The sequence below is a fragment of the Bacillus sp. AFS098217 genome (assembly GCF_002551815.1).
Classification (GTDB): Bacteria; Bacillota; Bacilli; order Bacillales; family Bacillaceae_G; genus Bacillus_A.
This window is the reverse complement of record NZ_NVPR01000044.1, coordinates 1-21,730: the sequence shown is the minus strand read 5'-3', so window position 1 is coordinate 21,730 and position 21,730 is coordinate 1. Positions and strand designations below refer to the sequence as shown.

General features: G+C 32.6%; 24 protein-coding genes and 2 pseudogenes. 19 read left to right on the top strand and 7 right to left on the bottom strand.

Going from position 1 to position 21,730, the window contains the following annotated elements; translation table 11 throughout:
- Window positions 1-275: 275 nt before the first annotated feature.
- The 3 genes from COO03_RS12650 (at window position 276) to COO03_RS12640 (ending at window position 2,409) form a co-directional block, all read left to right on the top strand.
- Window positions 276-695: a MarR family winged helix-turn-helix transcriptional regulator gene (locus COO03_RS12650; RefSeq protein WP_097897525.1), complete on the top strand. Its 420-nt coding sequence runs from the start codon at window positions 276-278 to the stop codon at window positions 693-695.
- 11 nt (window positions 696-706) lie between these two features.
- Window positions 707-1,528, top strand: a complete 822-nt coding sequence (locus COO03_RS12645) for an SDR family oxidoreductase (RefSeq protein WP_097897524.1) — start codon at window positions 707-709, stop codon at window positions 1,526-1,528.
- A gap of 425 nt (window positions 1,529-1,953) precedes the next feature.
- Window positions 1,954-2,409, top strand: a complete 456-nt coding sequence (locus tag COO03_RS12640; protein ID WP_097897523.1) for a TspO/MBR family protein — start codon at window positions 1,954-1,956, stop codon at window positions 2,407-2,409.
- A gap of 126 nt (window positions 2,410-2,535) precedes the next feature.
- Here COO03_RS12640 and COO03_RS12635 read toward each other — a convergent pair whose 3' ends face one another.
- Window positions 2,536-2,892 carry a carboxymuconolactone decarboxylase family protein gene (locus COO03_RS12635; RefSeq protein ID WP_097897522.1) on the bottom strand — a complete coding sequence of 119 codons (357 nt, stop codon included), beginning with the start codon at window positions 2,890-2,892 and terminating at the stop codon, window positions 2,536-2,538.
- 218 nt (window positions 2,893-3,110) lie between these two features.
- On the opposite strand from COO03_RS12635, the gene COO03_RS12630 reads away from it, so the two are divergent.
- The 4 genes from COO03_RS12630 to COO03_RS12615 all read left to right on the top strand — a co-directional run bounded on the left by COO03_RS12630 (window position 3,111) and on the right by COO03_RS12615 (window position 5,089).
- Window positions 3,111-3,539: a ferritin-like domain-containing protein gene (locus tag COO03_RS12630; protein ID WP_097897521.1), complete on the top strand. Its 429-nt coding sequence runs from the start codon at window positions 3,111-3,113 to the stop codon at window positions 3,537-3,539.
- A gap of 154 nt (window positions 3,540-3,693) precedes the next feature.
- The gene (locus COO03_RS12625) at window positions 3,694-3,867 is read left to right on the top strand and encodes an asparagine synthase (protein WP_097897520.1); all 174 of its coding nucleotides are present in this window, start codon (window positions 3,694-3,696) and stop codon (window positions 3,865-3,867) included.
- 147 nt (window positions 3,868-4,014) lie between these two features.
- The gene (locus tag COO03_RS27590) at window positions 4,015-4,302 is read left to right on the top strand and encodes a homing endonuclease associated repeat-containing protein (protein ID WP_230322432.1); all 288 of its coding nucleotides are present in this window, start codon (window positions 4,015-4,017) and stop codon (window positions 4,300-4,302) included.
- A 448-nt stretch (window positions 4,303-4,750) separates the two neighbouring features.
- The gene (locus COO03_RS12615; RefSeq protein WP_097897519.1) at window positions 4,751-5,089 is read left to right on the top strand and encodes a DUF378 domain-containing protein; all 339 of its coding nucleotides are present in this window, start codon (window positions 4,751-4,753) and stop codon (window positions 5,087-5,089) included.
- Between the two features lie 750 nt (window positions 5,090-5,839).
- Here the strand turns inward: COO03_RS12615 and COO03_RS12605 are convergent.
- Window positions 5,840-6,466: a TetR/AcrR family transcriptional regulator gene (locus tag COO03_RS12605; RefSeq protein WP_097897518.1), complete on the bottom strand. Its 627-nt coding sequence runs from the start codon at window positions 6,464-6,466 to the stop codon at window positions 5,840-5,842.
- Between the two features lie 125 nt (window positions 6,467-6,591).
- Between COO03_RS12605 and COO03_RS12600 the strand changes: the two genes are divergently transcribed.
- Window positions 6,592-8,820: an MMPL family transporter gene (locus COO03_RS12600; RefSeq protein WP_097897517.1), complete on the top strand. Its 2,229-nt coding sequence runs from the start codon at window positions 6,592-6,594 to the stop codon at window positions 8,818-8,820.
- A 96-nt stretch (window positions 8,821-8,916) separates the two neighbouring features.
- On the opposite strand, the gene COO03_RS12595 is transcribed toward COO03_RS12600, so the two are convergent.
- Together COO03_RS12595 and COO03_RS12590 are read right to left on the bottom strand one after the other, a co-directional pair.
- A complete protein-coding gene (locus tag COO03_RS12595) occupies window positions 8,917-9,081 on the bottom strand; it encodes a DUF4021 domain-containing protein (protein WP_097897516.1) in 165 nt (54 codons plus the stop codon).
- 742 nt (window positions 9,082-9,823) lie between these two features.
- Window positions 9,824-10,072 (bottom strand): DUF3243 domain-containing protein, encoded by a 249-nt coding sequence (locus COO03_RS12590; protein WP_097897515.1) that lies wholly within the window; start codon window positions 10,070-10,072, stop codon window positions 9,824-9,826.
- Between the two features lie 517 nt (window positions 10,073-10,589).
- Between COO03_RS12590 and COO03_RS12585 the strand changes: the two genes are divergently transcribed.
- Together COO03_RS12585 and splB are read left to right on the top strand one after the other, a co-directional pair.
- Window positions 10,590-10,853 carry a transcriptional regulator SplA domain-containing protein gene (locus COO03_RS12585; protein WP_097897514.1) on the top strand — a complete coding sequence of 88 codons (264 nt, stop codon included), beginning with the start codon at window positions 10,590-10,592 and terminating at the stop codon, window positions 10,851-10,853.
- Entirely contained in the window at window positions 10,850-11,875 is a 1,026-nt protein-coding gene (gene splB / locus COO03_RS12580; RefSeq protein ID WP_097897513.1) for a spore photoproduct lyase, read from the top strand. Before COO03_RS12585 ends, splB begins: the two co-directional genes overlap by 4 nt.
- A 233-nt stretch (window positions 11,876-12,108) precedes the next feature.
- Here splB and COO03_RS12575 read toward each other — a convergent pair.
- Window positions 12,109-13,325 (bottom strand): annotated as a pseudogene (locus COO03_RS12575) (NAD(P)/FAD-dependent oxidoreductase).
- A gap of 246 nt (window positions 13,326-13,571) precedes the next feature.
- Entirely contained in the window at window positions 13,572-14,204 is a 633-nt protein-coding gene (locus COO03_RS12570) for a recombinase family protein (protein WP_097897512.1), read from the bottom strand.
- 313 nt (window positions 14,205-14,517) lie between these two features.
- On the opposite strand from COO03_RS12570, the gene COO03_RS12565 reads away from it, so the two are divergent.
- Window positions 14,518-15,099 carry a hypothetical protein gene (locus COO03_RS12565; protein ID WP_097897511.1) on the top strand — a complete coding sequence of 194 codons (582 nt, stop codon included), beginning with the start codon at window positions 14,518-14,520 and terminating at the stop codon, window positions 15,097-15,099.
- Between the two features lie 48 nt (window positions 15,100-15,147).
- Here the strand turns inward: COO03_RS12565 and pdxR are convergent, their stop codons facing one another.
- A complete protein-coding gene (gene pdxR / locus COO03_RS12560) occupies window positions 15,148-16,593 on the bottom strand; it encodes a MocR-like pyridoxine biosynthesis transcription factor PdxR (protein WP_097897573.1) in 1,446 nt (481 codons plus the stop codon).
- A gap of 158 nt (window positions 16,594-16,751) precedes the next feature.
- Here pdxR and COO03_RS12555 point away from each other — a divergent pair, with 158 nt between their 5' ends.
- The 8 genes and pseudogenes from COO03_RS12555 to COO03_RS27050 all read left to right on the top strand — a co-directional run bounded on the left by COO03_RS12555 (window position 16,752) and on the right by COO03_RS27050 (window position 21,577).
- Window positions 16,752-17,657 (top strand): DMT family transporter, encoded by a 906-nt coding sequence (locus COO03_RS12555; protein ID WP_097897510.1) that lies wholly within the window; start codon window positions 16,752-16,754, stop codon window positions 17,655-17,657.
- A 206-nt stretch (window positions 17,658-17,863) separates the two neighbouring features.
- Window positions 17,864-18,322 carry a GNAT family N-acetyltransferase gene (locus COO03_RS12550; protein ID WP_097897509.1) on the top strand — a complete coding sequence of 153 codons (459 nt, stop codon included), beginning with the start codon at window positions 17,864-17,866 and terminating at the stop codon, window positions 18,320-18,322.
- Window positions 18,323-18,389: 67 nt separating this feature from the next.
- The gene (locus tag COO03_RS12545; RefSeq protein ID WP_097897508.1) at window positions 18,390-18,836 is read left to right on the top strand and encodes an NUDIX domain-containing protein; all 447 of its coding nucleotides are present in this window, start codon (window positions 18,390-18,392) and stop codon (window positions 18,834-18,836) included.
- Window positions 18,837-19,093: 257 nt separating this feature from the next.
- Complete coding sequence (locus COO03_RS12540; protein WP_097897507.1) at window positions 19,094-19,414, top strand: heterocycloanthracin/sonorensin family bacteriocin; 321 nt, start codon at window positions 19,094-19,096, stop codon at window positions 19,412-19,414.
- Between the two features lie 379 nt (window positions 19,415-19,793).
- On the top strand, window positions 19,794-20,240 hold the full coding sequence (locus COO03_RS12535; RefSeq protein ID WP_097897506.1) for an NUDIX domain-containing protein: 447 nt from the start codon (window positions 19,794-19,796) through the stop codon (window positions 20,238-20,240).
- Window positions 20,241-20,635: 395 nt separating this feature from the next.
- Complete coding sequence (locus COO03_RS12530) at window positions 20,636-20,887, top strand: heterocycloanthracin/sonorensin family bacteriocin (RefSeq protein WP_141523351.1); 252 nt, start codon at window positions 20,636-20,638, stop codon at window positions 20,885-20,887.
- 205 nt (window positions 20,888-21,092) lie between these two features.
- Window positions 21,093-21,380: pseudogene (locus tag COO03_RS12525) on the top strand (penicillin-binding protein); the annotation flags it as partial.
- 53 nt (window positions 21,381-21,433) lie between these two features.
- A complete protein-coding gene (locus tag COO03_RS27050) occupies window positions 21,434-21,577 on the top strand; it encodes a hypothetical protein (protein ID WP_097897504.1) in 144 nt (47 codons plus the stop codon).
- Window positions 21,578-21,730 lie beyond the last annotated feature (153 nt).

Sequence of the window (21,730 nt, the reverse complement as noted above, 5' to 3'; positions counted from 1 at the left end):
AGAACAAAATAAGGCGATTATTCATATTACAAATAGAAGAATCAGATGAACTAAATAGAATTTACCGCGAGGTTAAATCACGTTCTAGCCAAATATAGGGGTCAGGGATCGGTTTAGATTTTTAATTTGTTTAAGAAATATAGAGTGCACTAAAAAAAATCATGTTTTTAAGGTACATCGTATTTCTTTGAATATACTATATGAGTGTTTGACTTTCGGGATTTTAGTTAGTGCACTAATTATATGATTAGTGTACTAACTAAAAGGAGTTATATATGGACAATTTAGGATATCTATTGCATAAAGTTAGCGTAATGACGAAAACAGAATTATCAAATCAACTAAAAATATATAAGATAACAGCACAACAATGGTCAGTTTTAAAAGATATATCTCTTCATCCCAATGGAACGACACCGGCCCTGATTGCAGAGAGACTGGTGGCAGACCGACCAACTGTGACAGGGATTATCCAGCGTTTATTGCAAAAAGATTTTATTTTCACAACACATAATCCTAACGACAAACGATCTCACCTAATATTCCTAACAGAGAAAACAAGCAAGTTAATAAAAGAAATAGAAAACGTTAGTGATGATGTTATAAAGAGTGCAGTAACAAATATTCCAAAAAATGAAGTGGAAACGACTATCCATGTGTTACAGAATATGATTCAAAATTTAAAAACGAAATAGGGGGTATTGGCATGATTTTAGTGACAGGTGCTACAGGAAATGTAGGGCAAGAAGTTGTAAAAGGGTTAATAGAAAGAAATGCTGAATTTCATATTGCTACTCGTCAAAGAGACAAAGAAGAGATATATTTTGATTTTGAAAATCCCGCATCTTTTAAACCGGCTTTAACTGGGGTAACGAAATTATTTCTTCTTCGTCCCCCACATCTTGCTGATGGAAAGAAGTATTTTCAACCTGTGGTTGATGTTGCGAAAGAAGTAGGTGTTCAACATATTGTGTTTCTATCTTTACTAGGTGTAGAAAAGAATCCCATAGTACCACATGCAAAAATAGAAGAAATAATAAAAGATTCAGGAATCCCTTATACATTTTTAAGACCGAGCTTTTTTATGCAAAACTTATTATCACAACATGGTGAAGAGTTAAGAAATGAAAAAATAATTGAGGTACCAGCAGGAAGAGGAAGAACGAGTTTTATTGATGTGCGAGATATAGGAGAAGTAGCTGCAAAAGTATTAACAGAGGCTGGTCACGAATTCCAATCGTACGCTTTAACAGGGAGTAAATCATTGACGTATTATGAAGTTGCTGAAATTATTTCAAAGGAAACGAACGAACAAATAACCTATACGAATCCCGGTATATGGAAATTTAGAAAAAAGATGATTCAAAAAGGAATCAAACCTGATTTTATCATGGTGATGATTGATATATATACAACAGCTAAATTAGGATTAGCCAAAAGAGTTACGCCAGACTTGTTAGAATTACTAGGTAAAAGTCCAATTACCATGGAAGAATTCGTTCATGATTATAGAGAGCAAATCATTTGAAATCGTAAGAGCTGGGATGAAGTCTTATGGTATGTTGAAATATGTTATGTATTAAACATCACAAAGGATATATACAAAAAATAACTCATTGTACGAATCCAAAAAGATTTTCATCTATTTTATAACCAAGTTATATCAGAAGCTCAGTGAAATCACTTCGGATATAACTATATTGAGAATATATTTATATCCGAGTGTAGAATGATTGTAATAATGAGTGAAAACTGCTATATCCCTTCCATTTATTTGATTTTTATTAATGTGTATAGTTTTTATGAATAGTAAGGAATATGATGGGAACTTACCCTAATAGATATAATTAATTAATGGAATGAGAGTCGCTAGTCTATATACTAGGGATCTATTTAATAATCTAAGAATTTTAATCAAAAACGAGAAATATATTTAGCAAAAAGGAGGAGGTCATGAAGAAATTTAGTATCCTAGTGTTTTTCATCACATATGGATTATTTTACGTCTCAAGTATACTATTCCCAATTGATCGTAGTTGGTACAATTCTTTAGACAAACCGTCTTGGACACCTTCTGGTATGACAATTGGAACTGTTTGGGCAGTATTATACGGATTAATTGCTTTATCTGTTACAATTATCTATAACAAGTATAACTTTAAGCCTAAATTATTTTGGAGTTTATTTGTTCTAAATTATATTTTAAATCAGGCTTTTAGCTTTTTTCAGTTCCACCAAAAAGATTTATTCTTAGCAACGATAGATTGTCTGTTAGTGGCTGTTACTGCATTTCTTCTTATCATTTATTCATTCCGCTTATCTAAAGTAGCTGGATGGCTTCTAATCCCTTATCTGTTATGGACTACCTTTGCTACATACTTATCTTGGGCGATTTATAGTATGAATTAAGCATAAAAACAAAAAACTTGAGTATACTTCACACACGCTCAAGTTTTTTGTTTTTTTATTTATTGTGTAATGATAACAACACATGAACTCGAGAAATATATTCCTCAATCCATGATGATATTACTATTACTGCTTTAACTCTTGGATACACTCTTGTACAAGAGTTACTGCCTGGCTTATAGTACCACCACCACCAAATGCAGCTGTCACTCCCACCACCTCAAAGATCTCCTGTTCTGAAGCTCCTTGATCTAGACATCCTTTAATGTGATAAATGATACAATATTCATCCTGAGAATAAAGACTAATACCTAAAGCAATTAACTGTTTTTGCTTTTTTGATAAGGTGCCCTCTTTAAAGCATTCCTCTGTAAAGGAATTAAATTGTTCGGCTAGGTTAGGCATCTTCTCAGTAAATAAACCCAAACCATACTTATAATGAAGAAGTGCAGATTCTGTAGAATTTCTACCTTCAAATTCCATATTTAATCCAGCTCCATTTCTCATATTTTTTAAACAAAAGTTAGTATGAGCCTAATGGGAAGTGATTAAACAAAAATGATATTTATATTAAGGTGAGTGAAAGAGGAGCGAGGATTTAGAGACATGATATAACAGGAAATTAACTGATAGTATTGCACACACGATATGGATAATTCATCGACTTCTGTAAAAGGATAACGTAAAAAGGAAGTGATGATATGGAAAAACAGAGTGTAGTTAATACATTAAATTCCTTTCTAAAAGGGCAGTACATGGGTATTCATGCCTATGAGCATTATATAGAGAAGTTAAAAGATCCAGAAATAAAAAAGGAATTTCAAAGAATACAACAAGATCACAAACAACATGCCTTAAAAGTAGCAGAAAGAATACAAAATCTTGGAGGAGTGCCGGTTGATGATGAAGGAATCGTTGGGTCTGTTCAAGGTTTGATAAGTCAATTTACAGTACCAGATACAACAGAAGGAATTGTAAGTAGCGCGTTAAAGGGCGAAGGTTATTATGGAGTTCAAATATCAGAAGAAATTGTACAAGGTGATTTAGATCCAGAAAGTCATATGTTAATACATGATATTTTAGATAAAGATAGGGAACATGTAAATGTATTAAAACAACTTACGCATTAACATTTTTAGTTAAGCTGTATCATAATGAAAAGAAGATATTTAAAATAACTCCACATATTTTCACAAGACAAGAAAATACTAATACTTGTTTTAGTACTTTAATTCCAAAGTATTAAAGCAGGATTACTAACTGCGATACTAGGAGGACGTTACTATGAATATTCGTGAAGGATTAATTCCGACTACATTAGGTACAGCAGTTACAGCTGCGGGTTATGCCTTGAAGCAAACTCGTGGATCTAATAAGGTGATTGCAAATACAGTATTTGGATTTGGTTTAGCTCACGTTGTTTTAGGTGTAATTGATCTTGTGGAACATCGTCGTTAGAAGAAAAGGCAAGCACATTTTGATGCTTGCCTTTTTAATATCGTCAGTATGTATTATTTTTGTTTATTTTTTTGAAAGTAATCCATAAATTAAGAACGAATTAAATAATTAACTTTATTATGTCGATAAGGTGGTTACAAGCTAAATATGTATACAAGAAGGATTTTGCTATCTAGATTAAAAGAATGGGCTCATTCCGATCAAAAGTTACCAACTGCCAAAGAAATATTAAAAGATCCCAAAATGCCTGCTTTATCTACTTATGTAAGACATTTTGGAAATTGGAATGAGTCATTAAGGCAAGCAGGATTTCAACCTAGAAAAAAGTTAAGAAAAGAAATAAAACAAAGCAGGCGGTTCAATAAACCTCCTGCTTTGCCCATTTGTTATGAAACGTTAGTCATTTATAGGAGCTTTTTAAAGGCTCAAGTGTAGTATGAACGTACTGTTGTATATTATGCGAAATAAAAGAAGCAAGTTGTTTAAGAAAAGGTTGGTTTATGTAACATCAAAAAGCCTTTGTAGAAACAAAATAATAAATTGTCTATGTATTAGATATTTTGTGTATGAAACCATTGTTAATTTCTAATGATAAGATTGAATCCTAGCAACTAACAGGATAGCTAATATGATGCAGAAAGTACAAATAGGGTTAATTATTGTAGTACCGATAACCGCAATACCATGCAGTCTTATCACAGTATTAAATAATAAAAACATTAAAATGTTAGTCAAAGTTTATATTATGGTACTGGAATGTATTTATGTTGAATTATGAGCTATCACTTTGATTGGAAATCAAAGCTAACGATTCAAGCAGGAAGAATACAGAGTATTCCTGTACATTGTTTTAAAAGTTGAGACTGAAGGAGATGTTATATGAATGAGAACTATACAGAGGATTTCCTTAGCTTTAGTTATTATTGGTGCTATTAATTGGGGGCTAATTGGTTTCTTTAAGTTTGATTTAGTAGGAACAATATTTGGTGGACAAAATGCCTTTTTAGCAAGAGTAATCTTTGCTCTTGTTGGACTAAGTGGGTTAATGTGCTTAACACAGTTGTTTCAACCAATGAAGGATGCGAATCAAGAGATGAATCGTAAAGAATATGGAAAACCTAATTATAGTACTGAATTTGGTGAGGAAACAGATATAGTAGATCTAACAGAGAATTCGAGGGGTGCGTATAAGCACAAACAAAATACATGGGATAAAGAGTAATAAAATATTTTCTTTAAAGTTATGTATTATGTATGCATCGTTTCAGAATTTATTCTTTTTTATTAGACCGATTAACTCAACTTTAATCTAAGGGATTAGGTTTAGAAGTCGATAATTTATATTTATTAATATTGTATGAGTTTTAAATATGTGTATAATGTACGTTACTTATATAAATTTTATGTTCTTCAGGTCTGAGAGAAGACTCCCAGCGATGTTGTGTCACGGAAGGATCAAAGCGTGGGGGGACTGGTTATTTCAGTTATTCTCTTAGGATTTTTTATTTTTGACAATAATAAAATTTCGGGGTTACTAACACGAAAACAAACTGGATTAAAGTATTTATTGGGCTATCAAAAGATAAAGTTGAGAAGGCGATTGATTCCTATTGGAATAATTGTTTTTAATTTTAGTTGGCTTATTCGAAATGGTTGTTATTTCTATACTAAACAAACTGTATATGGATCATAGTTGGAAAGCTTTAATTTTTTAATTATGTGATTTGGACTTAGGATCTTCACTTCAGATGGAGCGCTATTAGGCATACTTCTGTATAGTGAATCCAAAGACTGGAGGCGACTCATGTTTATTGCTATGGTTTTGGAAGCAACAATCGGTTTAAAACTTATTTCATATGGAGGAATTAATTAAAAGTGTACCGAAATGAATTGTTATCAATAAAAAAGAGTGCCTGAAAATGCAAGGCACTCTTTTTAAAATATATAAAGGAGAGTATTATACAAAAGATAATCAAGAAGCACTCTTACTTAATCCATTCCAATAAAAATCAACAATTTGTTTTGCAAAATCTTCTATATTAGGGATAAGAGGCTTTTGATTAACATCTCTGTATCCACCAACGTACAGTAAAGCAACAAAAGCATGAGCACTTAATAGCGAGTGATTTTTAGGTATTTCTCCTTGTTTTATTGATTTATCTATAGTTTGTGCTAATATTTCATACATTTTATCTTCTGCATCTTGCATTTGTTTTAAGTGTTTATCAGAAAGAGAAATCTTTGCATCTCTCATAAAACTTTTAATATCAATGTCAATTGTAGCAGTTAAATGTATTTGTGCAACATGAAGTAAGCGCTCTTTAAGAGGCTTTTTTGTGGAAAGAATCTTATCCATGTTTTCTCTAATTCGAACCATCATTTGAACCATTGTATCAGTAAAAAGATCAGCCTTAGTAGCATAATAATAGTAAACGGTTGCCTTTGTCACATCACATTCTTTGGCAACATCATCCATAGAAACAATTTGATATCCTTTACTTAAAAATAATTTTGTAGCAATGTTTACAATTTTATCTTTTGTAGAAATTGTAGTTTTATTTTGACGTGGTCTTCCTAAGGGACGCTGTTTTTGTTCCAATTCCATTCGCTCCTGACTTTTTAAAGTTAAAAATATTATAGCATATTAACATAATAGTTCTTGATTAATTAACTAACTAGTATATATAATTAATGAAAAAAATTTAGTTAGAAAGGTGGATATTTATGAAAAAGCATCCTCTATATACTTGGGGACAATTGGTAGGGGGACCAAAAGCAAGGTGGATTACTCTTTTGGTATGGGTCTTATTAACCCTTGTTTTATCATTTACATGGCCAGCAGTTAATACCGTTGAGGATGAGACGGCTCCAAACCTTCCTGAAAACGCTATGTCACAACAAGCTAGTCGTTTAATTAAACAGGAGTTTCCTAATGATGCTGGAAACCCTGCCCTTATCGTTTGGCATAGAGACAAGGGTTTAGAAGCAAATGACTTTAAGGCGATTCAAGATACTTATAAACACCTTAAAAACACACCATTAAAAGATCAATCAACGTTACCACCATTTGATACAATACCACAGCAAGCATTAGCAAAGAGTGTTTCAGAAGATGGTACGTCTCTTGTAACTCCTGTATTCTTTAACACAACAGCAGGGACAGATATTCTTCAAAAGAATATGAATGAATTGCAGCGTGTTATAAAGGATACTTTGGCAGATGATCCTTTTAAAAGAAACATTTCTGATTCTGGTCTGCATGTTCGTCTTTCAGGGCCAGTTGGTATTCAGACTGATGCAGTAAGCTTATTCAGTCAGGCTGATGTGAAATTACTAGTTGCAACAGTGTTACTTGTTTTAGTTTTACTTATACTTCTGTATCGCTCACCACTTTTAGCAATCTTACCTTTAATTGTAGTCGGATTTGCTTATGGAGTAATTAGTCCAACTTTAGGGTTTTTAGCAGATAAAGGATGGATTACTGCTGATGCACAGGGGATTTCAATTATGACTGTACTTTTATTTGGAGCTGGTACTGATTATTGTTTATTTCTTATTTCAAGATATAGAGAGTTTTTATTAGTAGAACAAAATAAATTTAAAGCTCTGCAACTTGCTATTAAAGAATCGGGTGGTGCAATTATCATGAGTGCTCTTACAGTGGTAGTTGGATTGGGTACCCTCTTACTTGCTCATATTGGTACTTTCCATAGATTTGCAGTGCCATTTAGTGTGGCTGTGTTCCTTATGGGAGTTGCCTCATTGACGCTTTTACCAGCATTACTAGCTATTTTGGGGAGAGTAGCATTTTTCCCTTTCATACCAAGAACGAATGAGATGAATGAAGAACGTGCTAGGAAGAAAAAGAAAGCAATTAAGGTAAAGGAATCTAAAGGAATTCTCAGCAAAAAAATTGGAGACCTTGTGATACGTAAACCTTGGACTATTATCCTGCTGACACTATTCCTATTGGGTGGCCTGGCATCATTTGTTCCACGAATTCATTTTACCTACGATTTATTAGAATCATTTCCTAAAGATATGCCATCACGTGAGGGATTTGATTTAATATCAGATCATTTTTCACCTGGAGAGTTAGCACCAGTACAAATTGTTGTGGATACAGAAGGGAAAGACATATCTGTAACAACAGAGTTAAAAAAACTTTCATTTGTAGATCAAGTAACAGAACCTATAAAAGGGAAACAGAATAGTCAATTACAAATGTATGAGGTTTCCTTACATGAAAATCCATATTCAATTGATGGCATGAATAAAATCCCTGAGTTAAGAAAAAGTTTGAAACAATTGATGAAAAAATCCGAAATAAATGATGCTGAGAACCATATATGGATTGGAGGAGAAACAGCTTCATTATATGATACAAAACAAACTACCGAGCGTGATCAAGATGTAATTATCCCTGTCATGATTGGTATTATCGCATTATTGTTACTTGTATATCTTCGTTCTATTGTTGCCATGATTTATTTGATTTTAACAGTTGTATTATCTTTCTTCTCTGCATTAGGAGCAGGCTGGCTATTACTTCACTATGGTATGGATGCTCCCGCAATACAAGGAGCAATCCCTCTATATGCATTCGTGTTCTTGGTAGCATTAGGAGAGGACTATAACATATTTATGGTTTCTGAAATATGGAAGAATAAAAGAAACCAACCGCACCTTGAAGCAGTCAAAAATGGAGTTGTTCAAACAGGTAGTGTTATTACGTCTGCGGGTTTAATCTTAGCAGGTACATTTGCAGTATTAGCTACTTTACCAATCCAAGTACTTGTTCAATTTGGTCTTGTTACAGCAATAGGTGTACTATTAGATACGTTTATTGTAAGGCCACTTCTTGTCCCTGCCATTACAGTGGTTCTAGGACGATTTGCATTTTGGCCAGGAAAGCTTTGGAAGAAGAAAGAAACAAAAGAATTAGATGCTTGATAATATAAAAAACAAGGGAACTTTGATTTCCCTTGTTTTTATCAAAATTGAAATATGTATGGACAATAAAGGTGATATTGAAATGCTAAGTATTTTTCAAATTTCCTTTTTTTGATGATCTTTATTTTCAATATCAGTTTCTGGCATTCCGTACAATCCATTCATGGCTTGTTCTTCTGGTTTTAGTTTAGAGTTAATTGTATTCGGTGTGGAATTTTTAGAATAGCTAGTCTTTTCTTCTTTAGAATTCGGAAACGTCATTTATATAACCTCCAAAGATATAAAATTTCAAAAAGTAAAAAAGAATGAATAGAGTTTGGCAGATAAAAACATATATTATCTGCCAATTGAATGAACAATAAATTGAGCTACTTATTTCATAGCACATACGTAGTATGTCATTTATTCTAGAAAATATGTGAGAGGATAGAGTAAATATAATAATTAGATTTGATTTTATTGAATTTCTACAATATACACAATTTCTTCAAAACTTCTGTATTATTTAAAGTTTTAAGTATGTCATTATATATTAATAAGAGTGCATAAACAAAAAAAAAATTAACTAATTAGTTAGTTAATTTTTTTTTGTTTTTCATACGTGTAACCCTTATAAGAATAATAATTTCAAAATGTATATAATTCTATTGGCATAATTCAAATGTAATTGAGTTGTATTTGTTAATTTTATGCAATTTGTTTGGCGGGCTCTCAAGATGAAAACATATACAAGGAGCAAAATAAAAGAAGTGAAGATTTGGATCACTACTGGTTTGTGGAAGAAGTATATCGAATTTTAGGTGGCGAGTACAAAGTTATTAGTTAAAATGAGCTTACAACAAAATCATTAGATATATGGCATACGCAATGTAATTCAAGTTTTCGTATAAAACATATCAAGTCACGTACTAAAAAATCTATCTATGTAATGAGCTGGAAGATTTGAAAAATAAATAGTCACACCTTTTTCATATAGAAGTGTGACTAAAAAAGTCATAATTTTTTATTTGTGTTTTACAAACTTTACCATTAAATTAGCAATTGTATGTTGTTCCTGCTCGTTAGCAACTTTCCAAAGCTCAGCTAATAGTTTTTCTTGGTCATTTCGCGCCTCTACTTCATTTGCCAAATAATCACCTACACGGAATGCCATATCTGAAACTGCATTACCAGCAATCCCTTTTCCTTGCGCCTGTTCTAAGCGATCTCCTAAAAAGCTTTTCCATTGATCAAAATTGTCTAGTACTGACATAATTAATCACCTCACTATTAAGTAATAGAATCATACTTAATTTATACAATTTCTTATTTTCTATGTAAAAATTTTTATTTTAACAATGTCAACCACCATCACCCTCAATTAATTTGGTTCTGTTGTAACAAATTCAAACTATTTGAAAATGTTCTTTCACACTTGGCCATATTGGTACTGATACTTTAAAAAGGTGTGTGCTCAGGCTCAGTATGGAAAAAGAAAATTAAGATTTTACCATTACTTTAAGAGTATTTTAGTCCTAATGAATGAAAGTTTATTTTGTTTCTATTATTAAGTCGATGAGCATTTGATGGTCCCCCCCCCCGCCATAGGGTGAATCATAAATGTAATCCAAAATAAATATTTTTTCTATTCGGTCCATCTCAAATTATAGTGTAATTATTAGAACCCAGATTTTCCTTCATAAAAGAAGACATATTTTTATGCAATATAGGAGAAAATTTATAATGTATAATTTTGCACATTGAATTTTATAAAAAGAAAAGGTGATTGAATGGAATTTTCTAATGAAAGTAAAACTTATCATGCTGGAGATATTGTCTATATTTTTTACCGAAACCCCCACACTCAGGATGTAGCAAATATACAAGCTGCAGCAGTGGTTAATAACCCTGAGAGGCCAAATGAACTAGCATTATTTCTTTATGAAAATTATTATCCACTAACAAATGAAATGGCTGTTTATTCTACTGAAGAAGAAGCAAATCAAGCTTACACCTACTATTATGGGGATATTTCAGAGGGGATGTTAGAATGAAACCATTTATGCCTAAGCTTGTATACTTTGAACCTAAAGCATTAGATTTTCCGTTAGGGAAAGAGCTTTATGAAAAATTTTCAAAAATGGATGTTGAAATTCGGCATACTACTTCTCATAATCAAGTGAGAGACCTGCCAGGCGAAAATGATTTTCAAAAGTATAGAGTAGCAAAGTCTACTCTTGTTGTTGGTGTTAGAAAAACACTGAAATTTGATACTTCAAAGCCTTCAGCAGAGTATGCTATTCCCTTTGCAACAGGTTGTATGGGACATTGTCATTACTGTTATTTACAAACAACGATGGGGAGTAAGCCATATATCCGTACTTATGTAAATGTTGATGAAATCCTAGAAACTGCTGATAAATATATGGAGGCTCGTATACCTGAATTAACAAGGTTTGAAGCCTCGTGTACATCAGATATTGTAGGGATTGATCATTTAACTCATACTCTTAAGCGTGCGATTGAACATTTTGGAGGCTCTGAATATGGGAAATTACGATTTGTGACGAAATTTCATCATGTGGATCACTTGCTTGATGCAAAACATAACGGAAAAACAAGATTTCGCTTTAGTGTAAATGCTGATTATGTTATTAAAAACTTTGAGCCAGGTACTTCACCCTTAGCTAAACGAATTGAGGCAGCAGGAAAAGTAGCCAGAGCAGGTTATCCACTCGGATTCATTGTGGCTCCTATTTATCTTCATGAAGGATGGCAGGATGGGTACTATCATATGTTTGAACGCCTTGATGCTGAATTACCCCTGGATGTACGGGGTGATATTACATTTGAATTTATTCAGCATCGTTTTACAAAGCCTGCTAAGAGGGTGATTGAAAAAAACTACCCTATGACAAAATTGGAATTAAATGAAGAGAAAAGAAGATATAAATGGGGTAAATATGGAATTGGAAAATATATTTATCAAAAAGAAGAAGAAGAGGATATAAAAAATTATCTTTATTCTTATATGAAGAAGTTTTTCCCCAATGCAAAATTAGAATATTTCACATAATAGGCCTCACCATACATGCCCATCAACTTAAGAAAAATAAATGCCCCCAAAACGAAAAAATGAACTGACTTCTCAGAGTAACTATCTGTAGAGAAAGAAATTTTTCATTTAGGGGGTATATGAAAACCTTAGCTTGATTTTAATTACAATACCTATAACTATAAATATGTAGTTTCTATATCATTAAGTACATTAATTCCTAAATCTCTAATTTTTTTATTAACGTATACAGTCTATTTATTTAAATTAGGTCTGGACTGCAAGTATAAATTTAAATTAGGACTAGAACCTTTTATAATTACATCTCGGATAATTTTAGAAAGTACCATACTATACACTAATCCATTATCTCCATATGCATAGATAAAATAACAATTAGGAAAATCTTCATACATTCCAATTATAGGTAAACCATCATGAGTACCACCATAAAAGGCACTTAAATAAAATTCAGGTTTAACTGTAATATTAGGAAAGAGCTTATTGAATTCATATAATAGCTTTTCTTTATTATGGATTAATTTTGAATCTCTTTCTTCAGCAATGTTTGTATCTTCATCTAGACCACCTATAATAATTCGATTATCTACTGTGGTTCTCATGTATATATAAGGTCTAGCAGTTTCCCAAATAAGAGTACGTTTATGCCAAGAAGAAAAATCTTCAACTGGGGTAGTGACAACTGCATACGAGCTAATTAGGGTAGCGTTCTTTTCCTTTTTTAATTCTAACCCTTCATAACCCGCAGCTACAATTACTTTCTTGGTAGTAATAGAACTACCACTTTTTGTATAAAAAGTAGCAAAGTCTTTTTTTAATTTTTTCCAACAATCTCAATATCTTCATAAATCTGTACTCCTTGATTAGAAGCTTGTTTTAATAAATTATGTGTAAACTTATAGGGATTTATTTCACCATCGTTATACGTATATAGGGCGGCATATTTTTTAAAAGGATATTTCTGTCCAATTTGTTTTTCTGATAACCAATCTGCTTTAAAACCATGCTTTTGTAAGTAATAAAGCTCTTTTTCTAATTTCTTAATATCCTCTTCATAGCTTGCATAATATAAACTATCACGTCGTATAAAATCAGACTGAGAAGGTAATTTTTGATTTGCAAATTTAATATCATTAATTGCTTCTTCACATAATTTCATATGTTTTACTGCATACTCTTCCCCAAATGTATTAACAAGCTCAAAAAACATTTTATCACCCAAATATTGTATGAGCGTTGTATTAGTTAGGTTGCTGCCATGTCCAACCTTCCGTTTATCAACTACAACCACATTTAAATCCGAATCACATAAATAGTAGGCTGATTGAGCACCTGAGCTTCCAGCACCTATTATTAAAACATCACAAATTATGTCTTTTTCCAAACAAGGATAAGAAGGTGGATTGGAAAAAGTTGTGTTCCAGAATAATTTTCCAGCTTGTAGATCCATTTCAAGTACACCGTCCTAAATAATATAGTTACATCCCCACTTGTATTTCCAAGTTCATATAAATATATACACGCTTTATGATCAGTATATTCATTTAAACTATTATTACTTAAACTTATTTTGTCTAGAGCACAAAATAAGTTACAAATACCTATTTTTCTTGTTTCTGATATTGTTATATTTATTAGAGGTAGTACCATCGTTCCTACAACTGGGGGCAAAGTAGCATTTCCATTAGGCGAGATGCTACTTTGCTTCTTCATATTCCTTCATAATTTTATAAAAGGTGTTTTTCTTTAGTTCTAACATTTCCATAAACATAACAGCAGTAATTTCGCCACTCTTCCATTTTGAATGAGTTTCTTCTATTATATTCATTTGTTGTTTGCTTAAGGTTGAAAGGTTCACTTGAGGACGGCCTAAGTGTTTTCCTTGAGCTTTAGCTACAGCAATACCTTCCATTTGTCTTTGATGAATTTTTTTACGTTCTTGATCTGCAACATAGGATAGCAAAGATAAAAACTGATCCTCCATTAATCTTCCCATATCACCCATCTCACGAAACTTCCGGCTATCAAACAATGTTTCATTTTCTAAAACAACAATATCAGCTTGTAATTCCCTTGTTATGTATTTCCACTCCGAAATTACTTCATCATAGTTACGCCCCATACGATCTAAAGCATCTATGTAAACAATATCACTTGTACTTAATATTTTTCTTAATAATTGATACTGAGGACGATCAAAATGTCGTCCACTTGCTTTATCGACAAAAATCCGTCGAGCTTCCACTCCTCGTTCCATCATTTTATGTAATTGGCGTTGTTCATTTTGATCTTTTGTACTTACACGTATATATCCATAAATATTCGCCATGTTTGATATTCTCCTTACATTTGTTACCACAATTATATCACTTTCGTTTACAAAGGTGTTCATTAAAAATAAACGTTTGTAAAAATACTTGTAAAACCTTTATAAACAACTATTTACTTTTCCTATTGTTGAAGGGAATATACAGGTTAACATTTAAAAAATATCGAATTCCCAGCACCAAATATCCCTTATTTTAAAGAAAAATAGCCTAAACGTACAGCAAACCTCTCAAAATGTGTCGGAATTGTGTCTAAACGTACAATTTTCTTTTTTTGATATGGTGACCCCATAAAGGTAAATGGAGGGATTATAAATGTCTAATTACATATTACCGAATTTCATAATTAAAGCACACGGAAATGTATCAGATGGTTTTATTAAATTAGGAATATATGATTTTCATAGGGCATTAAAGTTTATTGGAGAATTACCATATGGGAGAAATTCTAATCGGTCTGAATACGAGCTGGTAATGAGTGAAGAAAAGGGAACTTGCAGTACGAAACATGCTTTACTTTCTGCCTTATGTAAAGAACAAGGTGTGGCAGAAATAAAGTTATTCACAGGGATTTATGAAATGAATGAAAATAATACACCTGGAGTTGGAAAAATTTTAGAGAAATATAAATTGCACTCTATTCCAGAAGCACATTGTTATTTGAAATACAACAATGACAGATTTGATTTCACCAGACTTACTATACGCGGTGAACCAATCCAGGAATTCTTAATAGAAGAACAGATAGAACCGGATCAGATTGGAAATTTCAAAACTGATTTTCACCGTTCTTACATACTAATATGGTTAAATAAGCATAAGTTAACTCAAAAGTTTGATTTGGACAGCTTATGGAAAGTTAGAGAAGAATGTATCAGGGAATTGTCAACATTTTAACATAGGAATTCTTTTGAAAGTCCTCTTCCTTACATGAAGAGGACTTTTCTATGACTTCATTAATTCTCGAACAATTTGACTTAATTGATAGATTCCTTTCGTAAGGTCTTCGATAGGTGCATAGCCATACGATAAACGAATATGCTGATCAGACTCTTCTTCATAAATACGCCCTGGGTTAAGAAGGATTCCTTTAGATAATGCTTTTGAAAATAGTTTTTTCATTGGAATTTTCGGTTGTATCTTTAGCCATATAAAAAATCCTCCGCTAGGGACATCCCACGTTGCGATGTCATTACAATACATGTTCAGGGTTTGAATCATTATTTCTCTTCGTTTTGCCAGCTGCAATCTTACGGATGCTACATGTTTCTGATATAAACCACTAGATAACCATTCCGTAGCAACCCTTTGTGATAATGAGCTAGATCCATAATCCGTTTGCATTTTTATGTCTGATAATCTTTCAATCACAGGTTCTGGACCGATAATCCATCCAATTCTTAATCCAGGACTCAGAGTTTTTGATAAGCTACCGATATATAATACATGTCCATGTTGATCCAGTGCCTTTAACGGAAGTGGAGGTGGTTCATCAATCCATAATTCTCGATAAATATCATCTTCAATGACAGGAAGTTGTTCTTTTTCACAAATCTTCATAAGTTCTTTCCGGCGATTTTCCGACATTAAAACACCTGTTGGGTTATGAAAACAAGGAATAGAATATAAAATGTTTTTCTTTTGACTATATTTACTTCGTTTGGATAAATCGCTTGGTATGACACCATGCTCATCCATCGATATTCCCGAAAGATGTATACCTGCTGATTGGAATACATGAAGTGAGTATAAATAAGAAGGCTTTTCAAGTAAAACTGTGGATTCTCTATGCAAAAGACCAACGGATATTAGCTGTAGTGCTTGTAATGCTCCAGAAACGATTAGTATAGAAGACGGAGATACATCAATACCAAATGATTTTCCGTAATTACTTATTGCCTGACGTAAAGGTAAAAATCCTTTTGGTTCTTCGTATCCGAAAGTACCTAGTTTGTTAGACACACTCTGCATAACTAATTTCATTGTTTCTAATGGGAAAATATCAGTGGCAAGTTCTCCCTTACTAAGCTGAATGAATTTCTTATTTGCTTCCACTTCATTAATTTCTTGAACGATTAATTTGCTTGGTTTATGCACACCTGTTTTTACATACTCATTCCAATTAGGTGGGGGGGTTGTTGCTAATAATGACCATGTATTATTCATTACAATTGTCCCCATACCCATTTGTCCTCTAATTAAACCGTCTGCTGTTAGTTCTTCTAACGCTGTAATTACTGTGCTTCGATTTACATGGAACAGTTTTGCTAATTTTCGTTGGCTTGGAATCTTACTCCCGATTGGCCATTCTCCATTTGCAATCTTTTCTTTCATATAGTCTATAATCTGTTGGTATTTTGGAAGTTGTTTATCTGTTTTGTCATTGTACATATTCATAAAAAAACTCCCTTTATCCACTATAAAAATGCCAAGTGGCTGGTTTTTTCAATACATAACTGGTTGAAGACATTGTATCAACTATTGAATATGATGAAAAGAAATAATTGGTAAAAGAAAAGTGGTTGACTTTTTCGAAGGGGAGGAAAGAAATGCAGAACAAAAAATGGGATTTTCGTATTTTATCCGCACATGGTCTGACTATTATTCTTTGGGGTACAGCCTTTCCTGGGATCCGTATTGGACTTGAGGCGTACACACCTGAACACCTTACATTATTACGTTTATTAATAGCTTCATTTATGCTACTTATCTTTGCATGTATAAATAAAATGCATTTACCAGAGCTAAAAGATATACCAATAATTTTCATACTAGGAGCTCTCGGCTTTATTGTTTATCATATCGCATTAAACTATGGAGAACAAAGCGTCAGTGCCGGTCCAGCGAGCTTAATTGTATCAGTTACTCCTATATTTACAGCATCTCTTGCTTTTATATTTTTCAGTGAAAAGCTAAAACTAAATGGATGGATTGGCGGTGTAATTAGTTTAATTGGGGTAGCCTTTTTATCATTAGGTGATGGAGATTTGCTCCACTTAAATAGTGGAGTACTATTTATACTACTAGCAGCATTTTCAGAGAGTCTATTTTTTGTTTTCCAAAAGTCTTATTTAAAAAAATATGGCTTTCTTTCATTTACAACCTATACAATCTGGGCTGGAACTATATGTATGCTCATCTTTTTGCCAGGAATCGATCAAGAAATAATAAATGCTCCTATAGGAGTGACTCTTAGCGCTGTATACTTAGGACTTTTTCCAACTGTACTACCTTATATAGCCCTAGCATATATTACATCTCATACAGGTTCTTCTGAAGCAACAAGTTCTCTTTATTTAACACCAGTAATTGCATGCTTTGTAGCGTGGATTTGGTTAGGAGAAGTACCTACATTCATTTCTATAGTTGGAGGAGGCATTACAATAATCGGAGTTTTAATTGCTCATGTAACAGGTGAAAAGGATTGTTATAAACAAAACGAAAACACGTTGTAATTACACGTAATTCAACGTGTTTTTTCGTGACCACCATCCTAATAAATAAACGAACTTCCTACATATACATAACTATTGTAAGTACCTACTCCTGTAGAGAGGGAATAATTGTGGTTCGTTGAATATATAATACAGGAATTCTATGTTATGAAAGAAAGATATTTTAAAAATAGAATAATTTTTTATTCAAAAAGGAGTTTCAAGCGATGAATATCCAATTAAAAATAATAACAAGAGATAACTGGGAAGAAGCACTGAAATTACAAGTATCGAAGAAACAAACTACATTTGTACCACCAGTAGCAGTATCACTTGCGAAAGTATATATTAAGCCGGATGGTGAAAATGTCGAATACATTCCATTCGCCATATATGATGACGATAGTATGATTGGATTCATTATGCATGCATTCGAACCAAATACATTGGACATGTATTGGATTAACGGATTTATGATTGATGAGCATCATCAAGGAAAAGGATATGGTAAAACGGCTTTAGCTGAAATGATTAAATGGATTACAAATGAATTTACGGAATGTAAGGAGATTCGATTAACTGTACATAAAGAGAATATTATTGCAAAGAGGTTATATGAGAACTACGGGTTTAAAAAACTTGATCATGTTTATGACGGAGAGCAAGTATATCGTTTACATGTGTAACTTTCATTTCAGATTTAACTAAAATAGATGCTATTAAACAACTTTTAAAAATGGAGGGGAACTTTAATTGAAAACAAAATTCCATCATATTGTAAGAGGGATCATTATAAAAAATGAAAAGCTTTTAATCGCAAATTACATCGGACATCACTATTTTTTACCAGGAGGACATGTTGAATTAGGGGAATCTGCAGAAAAAGCATTAATTCGTGAATTGAAAGAAGAGATTGGGCTTAATTGTATAGTCAAACGTTTTTTAGGAGTAATCGAAAATAAATGGGAGGATAGTGATACGCTCCATTATGAAATTAACCATGTTTTTGAGCTTGATAGTAATGATTTACATGTTAACCTCACACCTAATTCTAAAGAATCACATTTGGCATTTCATTGGATTATACCGAATGAAGAAAATTTAACTACATATAAAATAATGCCTAATCCTTCAGTCAAAACTTTAATAGATAAGGTAGTGAAGGAAGATTTATCAAATTGTTGGATTAGCAGTTTATAAAATAGTATCAATATCAGGAAATAGAAAGATACGAACCTACAAGAACATATAGTTTGTTGATGACCTCTTTATATAAAAAATGAATCCGTAATAACAATATCGAAAAATAGGCATATGAACAAGGTGCATCATCTAGTGATAGGTCATATTTTGTTGGTGTACGTATTGAACCTAGTTTATAGCGCTATTTCTACTTAGATTTAACGAACAGAAATATAGGAAAGCATCGATGGGGTTTTAATTTATAAACGGAGGTCATGAAAATGAACGAGTTTCAACAAGAACTACAAGCGTTAAGCCTTAATGATTATCAGTCTGGAAATGTTGTGTATTGGGACCAGCAAAATCAATATCCATATTACTATATTGAAGATGATGCTCGTCGCTGTGGCGGTTGTGGTCGTTGCGGCGGTGGTCGTTGCGGTGGATTCCGTTGTGGTGGATTCCGTTGTTTTGGTTGCTTCGGTTGCTTTAGCTGTTTTGGTTGTGGTGGTTGTGGCGGTTGTGGCGGTTGCGGTGGTTGCGGTGGCTCTAATTGTTTTGACGGTTTTAATGGTGTTACTTGGTGGGTCATTTAAATTCGTGCCATAAATAAAGATATTTTTGAAAGAAAAGTGTATATACAAGTATGAACTGTAGAGACACTTTTCTTTCATTTTGTGAATTAAACAAATAAAGGAGCATCTTCTATTTTCGTCGAAATTAATATTTGATATAGCATTTCATATAGAGGTGACTGGTACATTGGATACATATCAAAAATTAGTTTCATGGGTAGAAGAAATAAAGGCACGGAATAAGAGATTCGTCTAACTGCACACAAAGAGAACACTCGGGCAGGAAGGTTATATGAAAGCTATCGTTTTGTAAATCTTGGTCATGTTTATGCTGGAGAAGGAGTATATCGTTTACTTGTTTAACTTTAATTAAGAAAATGGATAAAGAGGAGAAACCTAATTGAAAACAAAATTTCATCATATTGTAAGAGGAATCATTATAAAAGATAACAAACTTTTACTAGCAAATTATAAAGGGCATCATTCTTTTCTACCAGATGGTCATGTGGAATTAGGAGAACCTGCAGAATGCGCATTAATTCGTGAACTTAAAGAAGAAATAGATATAGATTGTGAAGTTAAGCACTTTTTAAGAGTGATTGAAAACGAGTGGCAAGATAGTGAGACTCTTCATTATGAAATAAATCATGTTTTCGAAGTCTATAGTAAAGACTTGCATAGTGATATAACACCGATTTCGAAAGAGTCTCACTTAAATTTCCATTGGATCATCCCTAACAATGAAAATCTAATTACATATAAAATAATGCCAGAACCCTCTGTGCAAAGGTTAATAGAAAAATTTAAAAAAGAAGATTTATCAAATTGTTGGAATAGCAATTTATAAAGTATTGCTGAAGGGTATGGGGTACTTAAGTGTTAATAATACTGCATAGTACCCAACTAATTCTTAATAACTATTAAAGGAAGTCATCATCCCCATCAAATGAAATAATCGCTTCACCTTTATTGTACAAAAGAAGTAAACCTCAAACTGTGCTCCTACAAAGAATATAAGAGTCTCTCCTATATTTACAAATGAGAAATTACCTAAAAATAGGCAACTGAACAAGGTACATTACCCAGTAAAAACTCATATTTTGTTGTTGTACGTATTGAATTGGTTTCTAGTTTCTATATTTATCGCTGTTAATTACGCAGATTAAACGAGCAAAAAATATAGAAAAGCACCGATGAATTATGCTGGATAGAAGTTTTAATTTATACATGGAGGTCGTTAAAATGAATGAATTTCAACAAGAACTACAATCGTTGAACCTAAATGATTATCAGCCTGGAAATGTTGTGTATTGGGATAATCAAAATCAGTATCCATATTATTATTACACACAAGAAGATGCTCGTCGCTGCGGCGGCTGCGGACGTTGCGGGGGTTGCGGTGGACGTTGCGGTGGCTTTGGACGTTGCGGTGGCTGCGGCGGCTGTGGGGGATGCTTTGGTTGCTTTAGTTGCTGGAGCTGGTGGTTCATTTAACTTTGTAACATAAATGAAGTTATTGTATGAAAGAAAGGTGTATGTACATGTTCAGAGTGTAGAGACACTTTTCTTTCATTTTGTGAATTAAACAAATAAAAGGGCATCTTCTATTTTCGTCGAAATTAATATTTGATATAGCATTTCATATAGAGGTGACTGGTACATTGGATACATATCAAAAATTAGTTTCATGGGTAGAAGACAAAGCCCGAAATATGAAAACATGGACTTACTACAAAATGGATGCTTCTGGTTTGTTCAAAACACCCCCACTTTACAAAGCGAACTTGGGGAAAGGGTACCTAAAGGCTCGTATTAAATAGGCATTACAGAACCCACCATTTTAGTCATTCCCAAGTATAATGTTGTCGTTGCCAAAATGTATAACAAAAGATATAACTATGGAGGAGACAACTATCTGTATTATTTACGAGAATTTAGTAATTTAGTCGCTGATACATTCGCGAAATCATCTTTTACATACCAGTAAAAATATTTAAATTAGGGTATAACTACTTTTATAAAGAAAAGGAGTGAACCCTTATGAAAAAACAAACGAATAAAAGTAAAAAACAAAACATTAAAGATACAAATATTGAGCGAAATGCTATATATAGTGATCCAAAAGATGCTGCCAATATGCAAACTGTTCCGCAACCAAAAGACTATGAGGAAATCGAATATTAATTTTGTTTTTATAAGACTTTTTTATGAAAGAAAAATACATCTTAAGTCCGATAAAAATAAAGACATCGTTTGGTACTATGTATATAAACATTTGAAAATGTCTTATCTTAACACAGCTTTTCTTTAATAAATCTGTATATAACATACAAAAAG

Coding starts and splice junctions, on each gene's coding strand:
- COO03_RS12565 (WP_097897511.1), top strand. CDS start 14,518: ATGTCTAATTACATATTACCGAATTTCATAATTAAAGCACACGGAAAT.
- COO03_RS12615 (WP_097897519.1), top strand. CDS start 4,751: ATGAGAACTATACAGAGGATTTCCTTAGCTTTAGTTATTATTGGTGCT.
- COO03_RS12635 (WP_097897522.1), bottom strand. CDS start 2,892: ATGGAATTTGAAGGTAGAAATTCTACAGAATCTGCACTTCTTCATTAT.
- COO03_RS12645 (WP_097897524.1), top strand. CDS start 707: ATGATTTTAGTGACAGGTGCTACAGGAAATGTAGGGCAAGAAGTTGTA.
- COO03_RS12570 (WP_097897512.1), bottom strand. CDS start 14,204: ATGGCGAATATTTATGGATATATACGTGTAAGTACAAAAGATCAAAAT.
- COO03_RS12585 (WP_097897514.1), top strand. CDS start 10,590: ATGGAATTTTCTAATGAAAGTAAAACTTATCATGCTGGAGATATTGTC.
- pdxR (WP_097897573.1), bottom strand. CDS start 16,593: ATGTACAATGACAAAACAGATAAACAACTTCCAAAATACCAACAGATT.
- COO03_RS12600 (WP_097897517.1), top strand. CDS start 6,592: ATGAAAAAGCATCCTCTATATACTTGGGGACAATTGGTAGGGGGACCA.
- COO03_RS27590 (WP_230322432.1), top strand. CDS start 4,015: ATGTATACAAGAAGGATTTTGCTATCTAGATTAAAAGAATGGGCTCAT.
- COO03_RS12555 (WP_097897510.1), top strand. CDS start 16,752: ATGCAGAACAAAAAATGGGATTTTCGTATTTTATCCGCACATGGTCTG.
- COO03_RS12590 (WP_097897515.1), bottom strand. CDS start 10,072: ATGTCAGTACTAGACAATTTTGATCAATGGAAAAGCTTTTTAGGAGAT.
- COO03_RS12595 (WP_097897516.1), bottom strand. CDS start 9,081: ATGACGTTTCCGAATTCTAAAGAAGAAAAGACTAGCTATTCTAAAAAT.
- COO03_RS12640 (WP_097897523.1), top strand. CDS start 1,954: ATGAAGAAATTTAGTATCCTAGTGTTTTTCATCACATATGGATTATTT.
- COO03_RS12630 (WP_097897521.1), top strand. CDS start 3,111: ATGGAAAAACAGAGTGTAGTTAATACATTAAATTCCTTTCTAAAAGGG.
- COO03_RS27050 (WP_097897504.1), top strand. CDS start 21,434: ATGAAAAAACAAACGAATAAAAGTAAAAAACAAAACATTAAAGATACA.
- COO03_RS12625 (WP_097897520.1), top strand. CDS start 3,694: ATGAATATTCGTGAAGGATTAATTCCGACTACATTAGGTACAGCAGTT.
- splB (WP_097897513.1), top strand. CDS start 10,850: ATGAAACCATTTATGCCTAAGCTTGTATACTTTGAACCTAAAGCATTA.
- COO03_RS12550 (WP_097897509.1), top strand. CDS start 17,864: ATGAATATCCAATTAAAAATAATAACAAGAGATAACTGGGAAGAAGCA.
- COO03_RS12530 (WP_141523351.1), top strand. CDS start 20,636: ATGAATGAATTTCAACAAGAACTACAATCGTTGAACCTAAATGATTAT.
- COO03_RS12650 (WP_097897525.1), top strand. CDS start 276: ATGGACAATTTAGGATATCTATTGCATAAAGTTAGCGTAATGACGAAA.
- COO03_RS12540 (WP_097897507.1), top strand. CDS start 19,094: ATGAAAATGAACGAGTTTCAACAAGAACTACAAGCGTTAAGCCTTAAT.